Genomic DNA, 13,531 nt, shown 5'->3' with positions numbered 1-13,531 from the left:
AGGCACGGCCCCTTCGGATGCAAGTCATAGACGACATCGTCCCACAGCCCATGATCGGCCGGGCAGATCCTAATGCGGAAAGCGACGGGGTGGGCGAGTGACTATGGATTCGCGGAACTCGGCAATCCGCGAGTGGACTTGGCGCATCAGATGGGTGTCCTCGATCCGATCCAGGTAGAGGCAGCGGGCTGCCAGGCCCGGGAGGTCGAAGGCGAAGTACAGGGACATCAGCGGGTTCACGAACAACTCGCTGCCCCGGGTTCGGTCAGTGAACCGGACATCGCCGAACGAGCCGCGCACGGCTGCCGCGATTGAACCGTTCACGATGCTGGGGCGCTCCGGGGTGTGGTGCTGAGCGTGCGTCACCGCGTCAAGGTAGAGAGCGCCCTCACGGGTGGCGCGCGGTATCGAGAACGCACCGAGGTACGCGCCGTCGCGCTCCAGCGCGGCAATATTCTCCAATACCTGCATATGGTTTACGCCGTGGTACGCGTCTACACCGAAGCCGACTGACACGACGAGCCGGGTCGGTATGCCGTCCAGCGCGGCCAGCGCCGCCACGCTCGTCAGGTCCTCCTCCGGAGTGCCGAGCCCGGCTTCATCGCCGCGCATCAAAATGTCCGTACCGCCGTCGACCAGCACCACAGCGTCGACGCAGTGCAGCTCGATCAGTGCTTGGTAGGCGGCGCGCAGCGGGCGCACCCCGGTCTGCGGGAAGGCGTACACGGTGAACGGGTAGCCGTGCTGGCGCAGCCACTGAGCGAGGGTCCGCTCCGGGAAATAGCCCTGGTGCAAAGCGGAGTCGGGAGTGACGGCGGCCAGGTCGGGGGCGACCCAGTCATCGATCGGGAGACCGGCGAGTGCGCTGAAGGAGAGGTTCGCGAGATATACCTGCTTGCCCTGATGCAGGAGGGAGAGCGCCAACGGCAGGCCGGAGTAGATGTCGAAGCCGCCACCCGCGCCCGCGACGAGGATCCGTTCGGCATCGGCGAGCCGGGTAAAGAGTGGGTTGGAGTGGAGGGACGTCATGACGATCATTGTCCGGGGACCCGGCCCCAGGCGCTCCCGAGTTCTCGACGCGGCGGCGGAGCCACGGAGTAACCGGAATCAAGAACTCTGACCCTCGACCGCCCAGAGTCAACCTGTTGCGGTGAGAACCCTGACTGGCGCCCGCTCATGAGACGTCTGTAGCAGTTCGCATAAAACAGCGAACTCGTCGTATGAGAGGAAGACCGACTCGCGGGTGGAAACGCGCTCCATCATCGGCGTCGCGACGCACTTGTTGCTGCGACGCCGCGAATCCGCCGATGCATCACCAGGCCGCCAGACGGGACCACAAGAATCGTCACCGGACATCCTCCCCGGCCAACTCCAGGGCGAGCGGTTCCGGTGCTACGACGGCACCCCGACCGCGCCCGTCAGCTACATGCGCCCGGCCGGTGACCAACCGGCCGCCGCAGCCTGTCAGTTCATCTCTGACGGCTGCCTGATCCGCCCTGCCCCGCGAACCGCGGGCCGGCTGGTGAAGGGGAGCCGGGCAGCCCGGCCCCGCGCACACGATCTGTCCTCTCATGTCCTGGTAGCCCACCTCTTGATGGCGAAGAAGCCGCCGCCCGCCGCGCTCCGCGTCCTCACCACACCCGCCACGCCCACAGCACCGTCCCGTCCGCGACACCGTCGAGTACGCGCGGATCATCGCGGCGCTCACTGGCCGCCAGCACCCGTCACAGAGAGCACCCCGAGGCGCGTGCGTGGCTTGCGCTCATCCGGGGAGCCCGGGCGGGGACAGGCGGACGGGGCGAGACTTGGTCTCGCCCCGTCCTGTCAGGCGTGTGCGGCGGCTGCCGTCAACGCAGCGTGTACGCCGTGGGCATGGTCTGCCTGACGGTGTTGCCCTGGCTGTCGGTCGCGCTGATTCTCAGTCCGATGCCCTTGGGGGCCTGGTTCCGCCGGGGGTTCTTGATCGTCGTGGTGAAGGTGTTCTTCCCAGTGGCTCTGGTGGTTGCCGGGTGCCAGGTGCTGCCCCCGTCGAAGGTGGTCTCAGCCTTCAGGGAGGTCACCTTGGGCAGGGCGGTGAGGCGTGGCTGGTAGTAACCGACGACGGTGATGTCGTGGTTCTCCCCGGCCTTGACGGTGTTGTCCAGGGCCAGATCGAAGTCGTAGCGCAGGAAGATCAGCGGTTCCGGGCGGCAGGCTGCCTTGTTGCTGCCGGTCACGTCACCCATGCACGGGCTCACCTTGGGGGCGTCACCCTTGGTCGCTTCGGCCGAGGTGTACTCCCAGACCGTCTTGACGTCGTTGGTCTTCGCCTCGAACGTGTACCGGGCCGACTTCGCCGGCAGGTCGTAGGCGATGAGGTCACCACCGTTGCAGCCGGCCAGCGCCAGCATCACCGCGGATACGAGCACCATGAGGGATCCTCTGCGGCGCCGTGCCGAAGGCACACCGGTGTTCATCGTGTTGGTCTCCTTAGCGGGTTCGAGTGCCGTCACTGGCTGATGTAGCTCTCGTCGGGGAGATGCTCCGTGCGGCGCTCGATCTCGTGACCGGACGCGTTCAGCAGAGCGAGGTCGCAGGTGTAGTCGAGGTTCGGCGACGTGGACGACGGAGTGGGCCCGCACGCCGGGATATCGGCGAAGTCGTGCGTGATCAATTCGTCGTTGACGATGCCGATCAGGGCCTGGCGGCCACCGCTGCTGTCTGTCAGGTAGATGGTCGGGTAGAACGTGTCGCCCTGTCGGCAGCCCGAGCACGGTCCGGCTCCGACCGAGAAGCCGGACTTGGTCTGCACCTGGGGAATGGCCCCTGGTACGGAGGGCCCCGCGTTCCAGTGGATGTCGTCCTTGCCGGTGAGGACCAGGTCGTTCGCCTCAGAGCGGTTGTGCGTCAGGAAGGAGTCCGCTCCGCGATCGGCCCACGATGCGGTGAACCGGCTGATCGCGTCGTTCTGCCGCTTGACGAACGTGGTGAGCGTCTGCCGCGTGGGCAGGCTGGGCAGAGTGACCTGTGACGCGATGGGGGTGTTGCGGAGGAACTGCATCCAGGCCAGCTGGTGGACGTCGCCGGGCTGTGCCGCGTGGAAGTGGAGGTCGACTTGGTCGAGATCGTCCTTGGCGACCCGGTAGCTGTCCGGCTTGATCTGTCCCTCGTCGTGGTACCTGGCGGCGTACACCTTCGGCACGACGCTGCCGCCGACACTGAGCTCGACAGGCGACCGTTCGGATCTGATCCGCTTGACCAGGCTTTCGGCCCGGTCGTAGGGCAGCGTCACGATGGGCAGAGGGCCGTAGGACTGGATGGCCGGGCAGCTCTTCGGCCCGTCCGGGCACTGGTCGAGCTCCGTGGGACGGCCCAGCGAGGTGAGATCCGGTGCGGCGACCAGCACGCCGACGGCGCCGGCGGCGGCAGCGGCCGCAACCCGCTCGTCCCGGAGCCTTGTGAAGTCACAGGTCGCCTGGCAGATGTCAGTCGGCGTCAGAAGCACGAGCTTGCCCCGGGCGTCGACGTTCGCAAGCTCGGCGGCGGAACCGGTGCCCGCCTCGACCACCGGGAGGTGTCCCTTGATCGGCAGCCGGGGAACCGGGATCGAGGCTTCGCGGAAGCTTGGATCACCGTCGTCCTTCAGCCACATCTGCGTCTCGCTCAAAGCGGCGTCAGGGGTCCCGTAGCGGGCGGACAGGCTGGTGGGGACACCGCGGCCGGTGGTCCGCAGGGTGACGACCGGGGTTGTCCGCGAGCTGTAGAAGTCGTGGGTGAGGGTGCCGATGCTCACCTTGCCCGTAGGCAGCACCCACCAGTTCGATTCGCTGACCCTGTAGCCGAGCGAGACCACCGTACCCGTTGTCCATTGCCCGGTCGCCGAGACCCGGTTGACGGAATCGGACGTCATGTAGGTTTCAGTCGATTCCGGGTACTGCACGCTCAGCGGCTTGGCCTTGCGCAGGTCCAGGCTGACCGTCGTGGCCTTGGTGAGGCTGACCTCCGGTGCCATCGGCTCTGCCTGCTGCCACTCACCGGCCGCGTTGCGCCAGGTGACCGGTATCTGCGCCGCGTAGACACCGCGGAAGAGCTGTTCGGTCACGGTGTCGGCGCCGGTTGCGTAGGTCGGGCCCGCGTGCAGGTGTACTTGGTCGTCGACCGGCGTGAACGTGGCGCTGCCGTAATGCACGTCGGTGGCACCGGTCGGAGGGACTACGTGCAGGGTCAACGGGAACTTCTCGGCTTCGACGAAGGTGTGAATGCCCGAGCTCAGCTGAATCTTGCCGGAATCGTCCCGGGCTTTGAGCAGCCCGTTGTAACCGCCGTAGGCACCGTCGGTGCCGAGCACGCCGCCGTCGAGTGTCACCGACACCTCGGCGGACCCGTTGGCGGGAACAATGACCTTGTCCGTGCCGAGGGTGAACATGCCTGCCACGGCGGGCCGGCCGTCGGCGAAGGAGACCGGCGCCTCGAGATGCAGCGTGATCGCCTTGTCAGCGTGGTTGGTGTACGTGATCTTCTTCGTCACCGGCGACTGCGGGTAGGCCAGGCGGCCGAAGTTCAGGTTCCCCTTCGGGATGACCTGCGGATCGGTCGCGGTCGCGAGGTCCACCCGGCCGGCGCCCTGGGCGTACAGGTCGTGCCCCAGATCGGTGGCAGTACTCATCAGCAGCGCCTTGATCTGCTGACCGGTCAGCTCCGGATGCTGCTGGGCGACGATGGCCGCGGCGCCGGCCACGTGGGGCGTGGCCATCGAGGTTCCGCTGGCCGTGGTGTAGTACTGGTCGACCGGAGTGCCCATGGTCGTACCGGCGGCGCGGGCCGCGACGATGTCGACGCCCGGAGCCGCGATGTCAGGCTTGGCGGCGCCGTCCCCGATACGGGGTCCGCGGTTGGAGAAGGACGCCATCTCGTCGGACTTGTCGACAGCCGCCACGGTCAGGGCGTCGTCGGCCGAGCCCGGGGCGACTACCTTCTGCGGAGTCAAGCCGGAGTTGCCGGCCGCGACCACGAACAGGGTCCCGGTGGCGCGGCTGAGCTCGTTGAGCGCCTGGCTCATCGGGTCCGTTCCGTCGGTGGGGTCACCTCCCAGGCTCATGTTGACGATCTTGGCTCCCGAGTGGGCAGCCCAGTCCATGGCCGCGATGATTCCGTCGTCGGGGCACTGCCCGCTGTCGTCGCAAACCTTGCCCACCAGCAGTTTGGCGCCGGGCGCGACGCCCTTGCGCAGCCCTTTGGAAGCGGCTCCGCTGCCCAGGACCGTGGACGCCACGTGGGTGCCGTGCCCGTGCCCGTCCTTGGCGCCCGTGGGGCTACCGGTGAAGTCGACCTGTCCGGCGATGCTCGCGGACACGTCCGGGTGGGTGGCATCGATGCCGGTGTCCAGCACCGCCACGGTCACGCCGGTGCCGTCGTAGCCGCGTTCCCAGGCGACCGGCGCGCCGATCTGCGGTACCGACTGCTCGAGGTCGACGTGGGCCAGGCCGTTGAGCCAGACCTTCTTGACCCCTGTCAGGGAACCGGCGGAGCGGGCGGCGGCCGGCGTGGAGGCCGTCTTGCCCCGCACCTCCTGCCACCACCGCCCGTCGTCGGCGATGTTCAACGAGCGGCCGTTGATGCTCGGAAGGGTCCGCCCGCCGGAGGCCCCGGCGACCTTCCGCGTCTTGTCGGCCGCGGCCGTGTCGGTGTAGGTGACGAGCACCGGCACCGTGTCGCCCTTGCCTGCCTCGACGAGCGTCACCAGTTGGCTCAGGTCGAACAGACTCCAGTCCAGCATCCCCTTGCCGACCAGCGCGAGGGCATCGTCCGGCACGACGTACAACTTGCCCTGGCGGGTGAGGGTGTGGAACACGACCGGCAGTCCGTCGGGCCGTGGCGCGCTCTCGGTATCGCGAACGACCGGTTTGCCGTCGTCGTCGACACCGACGTGCAGTTTGTCGCCGGTGATCAGCGTGACGGGGACGGACCCGCCGGACGCGGAGACGATCCGCGCCAGGTCTACGTTGGCGACCGCTTTCGGGTTGTTCGTCTGTGCGACACCGGATGGCGGCGTCTGCCGGACCGGCTCGGCGGCGTGGGTCGTCGTCGACGGCACGAGCATGCCGAAGACGGTCAGACCGACGGTCACCGCGCCCCAGCGTCTGCCGGTGCCCTTTCGTGCGCTTGACCTCATCTATGAGCCTCCTGTGAGAGGAACAGCGGGAAATTTGGGGAGATTTCGACGTGTTGGCCTGCGGCGCGCGGGCGATCGGGCCCCGCGCATACGAGAACGCCAACCCCCTCCTGCGGACTGGATCACTCGGCGCCCGGCGCCATGGGCTTCCGTGCCAGGGCCTGTCTGACAATCCCCGTCGTCGCCCGGAGAGCGGCCCCGCGGCGTCAGGTGCGTGCGCTCGGCGTGCCGGGCTCAGACCCTCGTACCGGGCGTACTCGGGTGTGTGCCCGGTCCGGTACGAGTGCGTGCATGGCGTCGCGGGGCAGACGGGAATCGTCAGGCAGGCCCTAGAGCGGTTCGTACTCGGCGACGTCGTCGGCGCCGGCCTCCCCGCTGTGAGCAGTGGCGGCGCCCGCTGGGTCCGGCGGCGGTCCGGCCGGCACCGGTTCGGCTTGAGAACGGAGTTCCGGTTCGGACGGGTCCTCTTCCGGCAGGGGCGTCGGCGGCTCAGCGGGCAGCATGGCGACGAGTGTGCGGGAGGGCCGACTGTCCGTGCGATCGGTCAGATGCGGGATTTAATCCAGCCGCCCGTTCCTCGACTTTTCTTCGTCCTGCGAGCGCTCTGCGGAATTCACTCGTCGCTCGAAGTCCGTTGGTTCAACTCGCCTACGAGGCCCGACTCGACGACCCTGACCGCGAGGGCCGTGCGCGAGCTCACGTCCATTTTGCGCATCGCCGACTTCACCTGACTGGCGATCGTCTGCGCCGACACCACCAGTACGTCAGCGATCTGACGGTTGGTCAGCCCATTGGCCAGCAGCCGGACCACTTCCAGCTCGCGCGGCGAGAGCTGGTTGCCGTAGCCGGGACGCCCCCGGCCGCGCGCCACCGCGACGACATCTCCTCCCCGCCCGGCCAAAAACCGGCCGATCCGGTCGGCGTCGTTGTGAGCACCAAGCTCCGACAGCGCCTGCGCGACGGCCGACAGCAGAGACAACCCGGCTTCGTCCCGACCTTCCACAAGCAGGCAGCGGGCGGAGCTCTCCCGGGCGAGCAGAGCGTCGTACGGGCGTGGCAGTGCCTCCCACGCGGCAGCCGCACGGAAGAACAGCGTGGCGGCATCCGCGATGCGGCCGTCGGCTTCCGCCAGGATCGCACGGCACAGGATCAAGGAAGCCTGTGGCGCCGCCGCGTCTCTGTCGCCCAACGCCCCTTCAAGAGCGTTCACCACGTCCGCGGCAGGCCCGAGCCGGCCGGCGGCGACCAGGGCCGCGGCGCGCGCCGGGGCGAACTCGACGGCGCGTGACCACAGGCCGCCGCCGACGACGATCTCGGCGAGCTGGTCCGTCAGACGCAGCGCCTCGTCGACATCGCCGTCGCGCAGGCACACCTGGGCCAGTGCGGCCGCGGCCTCGATACGCTGCTGGTCGTCTCCTCCGGCAAAACGCAGCCGCTCCTTCGCTGCCTCCCGGTCTCCCGCCGCGGCCTGCAGCAAGCCCGCGACGAGCGCCGCCTCGCACCGGTCCTTGAGCCGTACCCCGTTGTCGTCGTCGACCAGACGCTCGGTCCGTTCGGCGAGTCCCGACCAGGCGCCGGTGAACCAGTCGAGGTGGGCCCGGGAGGAGGCGATGCTGTCGAGGTAGTCCACGAGCTGATGGCGCTCGGCGAGGATCCGGGCCTTGGCCAGCCGTGCACTGGCCTCGTCGTACCGTCCCCACCGCGTCGCCTCCTCACCGACGTTCGTATGCCCTATCGCGACGATGGACGCTTCCCGCGGATCCAGGACGTCGTCCGGGATTTCGCGGGCCGCTGCCCATCCGGCCTCCTCGCCCAGCATGAGCAGCGCGAACGCGCGTTCCACGGACAGGCGCAGTCGGTCGAGGGACGCCATCGACTGCGTCAGCGGCGGCGCCTCCTGGAGCCATCGCAGGTGCTCCGAGACCGGCCGCGCGTTCCCCAGTGGCAGGGCCAGCAGGACGCGGGCGCGGGCCGTCTCCGGGGACCCCGGCGACAGATCGGGCAGCGCCGTGAGGATCTCGCGGCGGCCCGCCTCGATCTCGCCCGCCACCATGAGAACCCGGCCGACTTGGAAACGGACGGACGCCTGTCCCCCCGGCGCGAGGGCCTGGCCGGTGAGAGCCGAACGCAACGCTTCGATGATCGCCGAGTACGGGTCGGATCCGGACAGCGCCTGAAACTGGATCTTCGTCACCAGTCGTACCAGGATGCCGGCAGGGAGCGGGACGGTGGCGACCAGACTGTGCAGCAGCAGCGCCGAGGTGGCCATGTCCCCGGACTGGACGCAGAGGTCGGCCGCCTCGTCGGTGTACCGGCACGCGGCCTCGCTGACACCGGCCAGTCGGAAGTGCCGCGCCAACTGTGCCACCGGGGGCAGCGGCCACCGCTCCAGCGTCCGGCCCGCCCGCAGGTGCATGGCCCGCCGCTCCCCGGTCGAGATGGCGTCGTACACGGCGTCACACGCCAGCGAATGCCGGAACGACCACTGACCGGGCCTGGCCTCGCGCAGCAGGCCGTTGCCGAGCGCCTCGGCCGCCTGCGCTGCGAACCGCTCCTCCGGCAGACCGGTGACCGCACGCAGGGTCACGAAGTCGGCCGGCCCGGAGAGCACTGCGGCCGCGTAGAGGACGGTGCGGCTGTCGGGGTGGAGCCGCTGTACGCGTTCGAGCATGGCGTCGCGGATCGTCGGCGGGACCTCGATGCGATCCAGCCGCCGTCGCGCCCAGCCGCCGTCCTGGCGGATCAGATCGGCGCGGTCGTGCATCAGCCGCAGCGATTCCTCCACGGCAAGCGGTACGCCCTCGGTGCGCGCGTGCAGAAACGCCGCGAACTCGTTCGAGACATACCCGCCGTCCAGCATCGACGAGACGAACGAGGCGGTGTCGGCGACGTCCAACGGTCCCGGCGTCAGCCTGACCAGATGGGCGTCGGAGGGCAGCCGCGAGGCCAGCCTCAAGAGCGGGGAAGCCGACGGCACTTCGTCCCGCCGGAAGGTGAGCACCAAGCTCACCGGCTGCGGCCGGCGGGAGACGAGGAACTGCAGGAACTCGAGGGTCGCCTCGTCAGCCCAGTGGACGTCCTCCAGCGCGAGGAGGGCGACGTCGAGCCGGTCGAGGACCTCGACGAACGCACGGAACAGCCGGTGCCGGGCGGCGGTGGCGTCCTCCAGAGCCTCCGGAGCCGGAGGCAGGTCATCGGCCCACTCGGGGAACAACGGCCGCAGCGCACCGCCCAGACCGCTCAGCCGCAGCCCGACAACGTTGTCGACGCCGTCGCGCACCGCGTCAACCACCGCCCCGAGCGTGTACGGCACCCTCAATTCCAGGCAGGCACCGACCAAGGCGCGTCGCCCCCGCTCCGCCTGCGACGCCAGGAACTCGCGCAGCAGCCGGGTCTTGCCGATGCCCGCTTCGCCGTCGATCAGGACGACCGCGGGGGTACGTTCGAGCGCCGATCCGAGCGTGTCCAGCTCACCGTCCCGGCCTACGAACTGCGGCGCAGACAGCGCCGGGAGCCGACCGCCATCTTTAAGGGCCCCTCCACCCACCGCCAAATCCCCTCAGCCGACCACCGGTACGCCAGCGCCGACTTTATCCCCCGGGAGATCATGTGAGGGGCCGGCATCGCGGCTTTCACCGGGTGCCGCCGACAGGGACAGTTCCAAGCCTGTGATCCGTATGCCACGACTGTGTCGTTTTGGTGGATCGCGCCAGGAGAGACCGGTTCGGATCTTGCAGACCGTGCCACTGGTGGTCCGCCGCCCATCTGCCCGCAGCCGGGCGTAGTCGCCGAGGTGTCGGCGCAGGCCGGCAACTCCGTCTGGCCGCCGTTGACTTCATGGCGGTGTGGCACGGCGGTGTCCGCGTAGGACTTGTACTGGGTGGCGGTGCGACGTGACCAGGGGTCGTTGACGGTGACCGTCACCGACCTCCGTCTGGCCGCGCTCGGTTGGAGAGGGGTTGTTGAGGAGTTCGTTGATGAGCTGGGTGGCTTGGCTGTGTCCAATGCCGTCGTGCGCACTGCGCAGGTCGTCCTCGGCGCGCAGTAGCGTCGTCGCGGCTGCCTGATCCTGCCCGGTCGCAGCGAGACACCGCGCGTGAACGACGCCCAGGAGGGCCCGCTCATGCGGCGTTGCCGAGCGATACCGCCGGCCGGCTACCGAGGCGGTGGAGAGCTCCAGCGCCTTGGGAGACAGGCGGCGGCCTCGGTCTCTATCTGCGCGCGGGCGGCCTGCAGCCTGGCCAGGCGCTTCTCGCGCCGGTCCAGCTCGGCGGGCAGGTCCACCTCCTTGCCGTGGGGCGCCAGCAAGCCGGCTCCCGAGTTCTTCCAGCGCGTTGCCGAGTCTGTCCCCTTCCGTAACGACGAAATCCTCTACGTCGGTGATCGAGTAGACAACGATCTGCGACCGGCAGTGGCAGCAGGCATGCACACCGCTTTGGTGCACCGCGGCCCGTGGGCAACTATTCCGTGGCGAACCCGGAGGCTGAAAAGCTCCCAACTTTCAGGGTCGAAACCCTCCTTGAGCTATCAGGACTGATCCTTAACTTCAACGAGTCAGCGCGCTGACAGTCGTCGACCATCCATACAGTCGGTCGTCTAGTAGGACTCGCACGCGCCGCTCGTTCTGGTGCGGCGCCAACACACGCCGCACTTCCCGCACCCGGTCCATTCCCATCGCATACCAGGTCCGTTCAAGCTGATCGAGCGCCCGCACGGCATACCTGCAGGCCTCCTCAGGCTGTCCAGCAGCAGCCTCCACCGCGGCCAAATCGCCAAGTACAACTGCGTGGGCGCCGCTTCGTGCTGGCCACGCCAGCGACAACGGTCGGCGTTGCTACAGTTTCGACGCAGGGCGTCGCAGCACTCCAACCGGCCAGCGTCGTGGCGGATTACGATGCGGTTACGCGTTCGCATCGGCGCTTGTACTGGTCGGTCGCTCCAGCGGCACTGCATCCATCAGCCATGGCTTACGCGGCTTTGGCGGGGGGCGCGTGTTGCCGCAGCGGGTTTCGCACGCCGCCTCCACCGCGTCGAGCCAGGCAAGGACCTCCGCAGACGCAGGCCCGCGGCGAGCGCTCTTGGCCGGCGAGCCACACCACGGCGACGGCAGCCTCACGGTCGCCGCCCTCGCCCGCGAAGCGGGCATCTCTGGGGCGAGCGCCTACCGGGCCACCGAGGCGCTGGAGACCTTCCGACAGCGCGTCGACGAACGCACCAGCGGTCCCGATGTTCCCGCGACTCTGCGCGAGCGCATCCGCGAGCTCCAGGGCGAACTACGCGAAGCACGTCGCGCCCGCCACGAAGAGATCACTGATCTTCGCCGGTCCGTCGACACGCTCGCCCAGCACGTCCAGGTCCTCACCCTCGACAACGGGCGGCTGCGAGCCGAGTTGGGCCGGCAGAACACCGTCACCGTCATGCCGACGTGAGACGGAGCGAGGTAGTTGTCGCTAATCCTGATCCGTGACCAGAAGGTTTCCGAACCCACTGAGCACGACGGCTGTCGTCAGATTCGCATCGTTCTTGGCGCGTACCTCACGTTTTGCAATCTGGGCCGCCGGAGAGGAACTCGCCGCATGATCACCCGCATCCGAGTGTCAGCCCGGCCACGGCAGCACGGTGAGCTCCGGCCACTCGTCCCTCCAGCGCGCCGCCTTGGTCTCATAGACCTCCCGCGGGGCAAGGACTGGGTTCGGCCGGACCACGAGGTTGAACACGTCGGAAAGCCCATGGGGCGCATAGACACGCCACCCACCGTCGGCTTCCAGCCGCACCCCCAGACAGCACGTCGTCGCGGCGAACGAGTCGATCGCCGCCTCGGTGGACTCGTGAGGCGGGCAGGGCACCCCGAATTTCTGCTCGTACCAGAGATGCACACGGGCCTCGTTGCGGATCTCCACCTCGGCCGGCAGCCCGGCGAACACCTCCTGCCCTGCCTTGATCGCGGCATCCTCCGCCTCCCAGGACAGGTCGGTGCCGTCGAAGTAGAAGATGTCGTAGTCCTTGATACCGCTGGTCGGGGGCCTGCCGGTGACCACGTTCCACACCGTCTGGAACAGGCAGCCCGCCGTTACATACCAGCCGGGCAGCTCCATCGTCGCTGCCCTGGTCATCACGTCGGTCAGGACCTCGTTCTGGGAGAGCACGGACCGCAAGCCATCGAGTTGCTCAACGAGCGGGAGTCGACCAAGCATCCGTATTCCCTATCACGAACAGCCACTCGCACAACGCGTTGGCCTCGAGCAGGCGCCCCAGCCCGCGGGGCAGGCAATGTCAGGACCGCGCGGTCCGGAACGCGAGATGCCGGCTGAAGGCTTCGTGGCTGTCGGGGGTGAAGCGCCACTCCAGCAGGGCCGAACGCAGCTCCGGCTCGGTCAGCCAGCCATGCCAGGCGACCTCATCAGGATCGGCGGCCACCGTGTCCGGCACAACGGCTTCGTGCACGCCGAGCCAGTGAGGGCTCACGCCGCTGCGGTTGAGGAACGTGAACAGCAAGCGCGGCAGCACACGAATGCCCAGCTCTTCGGCCAGTTCCCTCGCGGCGGCCTGTTCATAGGACTCACCGACATCCACGGCGCCACCGACCATGACCTCGTAGAGCCCGGGGAAGCGCGAGAGCTGCTCCGACCGCCGGTGGACGAGGATCCGCCCACGCTCATCACGACACACCGTCACGGCGACCCGGTGCAGCCAACCCTCCCGGGTGGCCTGCCGGCGGCTGACCACCACCCCCAGCACACGATCTTGATCGTCGACACGCTCCACCAGTTCATCCACGACGCACACCCTGGCAGAGCCCACCGACAACGCCGCTTCCCGCGACCCGCAGAACGGACCGAGAACATCTGCGCAAGGAAGCCGGACGAGGATGAAGACAGTTGACCTGCAAATGCGACACCTATCGTGCTCAGGCTGATGACGACCGGCCGTCCGCGTCCCTCAGTGGAGTGAATCGGCTCTGCCCTTCCCTTGAGAGGGAGTCGCTGATCAGAAACGTTTCTGCCCGAATAACGGTGTCGAGGACGACGGTGTCCGGATCGGCGAGACCGGTGCAGGCCCACTCCTCAAGGCCGGCGACCTGCTCGCGGCGCGCTTGCTGAGCTGCGCCTCCAACGCTGCAGGCGGGCACCAGCGTGGCTCCTGGTCCCTCGGGATCGCAGCTTCCGAGACGCGACGACACGTCCAGCAGATGCGGGCTAGCAACGCCAGGCGTTCCTCGTGCTCTTGCGCCCTGCACGCGATGCACTGCCCGTACACAACGTGCCGGCGTACCTGCCCGCATTTCGGACAGGTACGCCGCGCCGTCATCGCAGCCTGCTGCTGCGCCGACAGTGCCCGCATCGGAGCCGCGGCGGCCGGGCCGTAGAGGGGGAACTCGCC

General features: G+C 68.5%; 9 protein-coding genes and 2 pseudogenes. 3 read left to right on the top strand and 8 right to left on the bottom strand.

The window, feature by feature from the left end:
- Positions 1 to 69: 69 nt before the first annotated feature.
- From HEP85_RS39695 to HEP85_RS39680, 4 genes are all read right to left on the bottom strand, one after another.
- The gene (locus HEP85_RS39695; protein ID WP_168532158.1) at positions 70 to 1,029 is read right to left on the bottom strand and encodes a DUF1152 domain-containing protein; all 960 of its coding nucleotides are present in this window, start codon (positions 1,027 to 1,029) and stop codon (positions 70 to 72) included.
- Positions 1,030 to 1,847: 818 nt separating this feature from the next.
- Entirely contained in the window at positions 1,848 to 2,411 is a 564-nt protein-coding gene (locus tag HEP85_RS39690; protein WP_168532157.1) for a hypothetical protein, read from the bottom strand.
- A 77-nt stretch (positions 2,412 to 2,488) separates the two neighbouring features.
- Complete coding sequence (locus HEP85_RS39685; protein WP_168532156.1) at positions 2,489 to 6,151, bottom strand: S8 family serine peptidase; 3,663 nt, start codon at positions 6,149 to 6,151, stop codon at positions 2,489 to 2,491.
- A gap of 613 nt (positions 6,152 to 6,764) precedes the next feature.
- Positions 6,765 to 9,698 (bottom strand): AAA family ATPase, encoded by a 2,934-nt coding sequence (locus HEP85_RS39680; RefSeq protein ID WP_369658041.1) that lies wholly within the window; start codon positions 9,696 to 9,698, stop codon positions 6,765 to 6,767.
- A gap of 366 nt (positions 9,699 to 10,064) precedes the next feature.
- Between HEP85_RS39680 and HEP85_RS39675 the strand changes: the two genes are divergently transcribed.
- Positions 10,065 to 10,199 carry a hypothetical protein gene (locus HEP85_RS39675; RefSeq protein ID WP_282189883.1) on the top strand — a complete coding sequence of 45 codons (135 nt, stop codon included), beginning with the start codon at positions 10,065 to 10,067 and terminating at the stop codon, positions 10,197 to 10,199.
- Positions 10,200 to 10,306: 107 nt separating this feature from the next.
- Here the strand turns inward: HEP85_RS39675 and HEP85_RS39670 are convergent, their stop codons facing one another.
- Positions 10,307 to 10,459: a hypothetical protein gene (locus HEP85_RS39670; RefSeq protein WP_168524971.1), complete on the bottom strand. Its 153-nt coding sequence runs from the start codon at positions 10,457 to 10,459 to the stop codon at positions 10,307 to 10,309.
- Between HEP85_RS39670 and HEP85_RS39665 the strand changes: the two are divergent.
- A pseudogene (locus HEP85_RS39665) lies at positions 10,434 to 10,717 on the top strand (HAD family hydrolase); the annotation flags it as partial. The gene HEP85_RS39670 and the pseudogene HEP85_RS39665 overlap by 26 nt on opposite strands.
- Here HEP85_RS39665 and HEP85_RS39660 read toward each other — a convergent pair.
- Positions 10,698 to 10,937: pseudogene (locus HEP85_RS39660) on the bottom strand (transcriptional regulator); the annotation flags it as partial. The pseudogenes HEP85_RS39665 and HEP85_RS39660 overlap by 20 nt on opposite strands.
- A 292-nt stretch (positions 10,938 to 11,229) precedes the next feature.
- Between HEP85_RS39660 and HEP85_RS39655 the strand changes: the two are divergent.
- Positions 11,230 to 11,580, top strand: a complete 351-nt coding sequence (locus HEP85_RS39655; RefSeq protein ID WP_168532153.1) for a hypothetical protein — start codon at positions 11,230 to 11,232, stop codon at positions 11,578 to 11,580.
- 168 nt (positions 11,581 to 11,748) lie between these two features.
- Here HEP85_RS39655 and HEP85_RS39650 read toward each other — a convergent pair whose 3' ends face one another.
- A complete protein-coding gene (locus tag HEP85_RS39650) occupies positions 11,749 to 12,345 on the bottom strand; it encodes a nucleotidyltransferase family protein (RefSeq protein ID WP_168532152.1) in 597 nt (198 codons plus the stop codon).
- A 79-nt stretch (positions 12,346 to 12,424) separates the two neighbouring features.
- A complete protein-coding gene (locus tag HEP85_RS39645; protein ID WP_211118156.1) occupies positions 12,425 to 12,937 on the bottom strand; it encodes an NUDIX hydrolase in 513 nt (170 codons plus the stop codon).
- Between the last annotated feature and the right edge of the window lie 594 nt (positions 12,938 to 13,531).

This window comes from Streptomyces sp. RPA4-2, assembly GCF_012273515.2.
Classification (GTDB): Bacteria; Actinomycetota; Actinomycetes; order Streptomycetales; family Streptomycetaceae; genus Streptomyces; species Streptomyces kaempferi.
This window is presented reverse-complemented; position numbering and strand designations above follow the sequence as displayed.

Excerpts from the sequence above, each read along its gene's own strand:
- HEP85_RS39695 (WP_168532158.1), bottom strand. The coding sequence starts at position 1,029 with ATGACGTCCCTCCACTCCAACCCACTCTTTACCCGGCTCGCCGATGCC.
- HEP85_RS39690 (WP_168532157.1), bottom strand. The coding sequence starts at position 2,411 with ATGGTGCTCGTATCCGCGGTGATGCTGGCGCTGGCCGGCTGCAACGGT.
- HEP85_RS39685 (WP_168532156.1), bottom strand. The coding sequence starts at position 6,151 with ATGAGGTCAAGCGCACGAAAGGGCACCGGCAGACGCTGGGGCGCGGTG.
- HEP85_RS39650 (WP_168532152.1), bottom strand. The coding sequence starts at position 12,345 with ATGCTTGGTCGACTCCCGCTCGTTGAGCAACTCGATGGCTTGCGGTCC.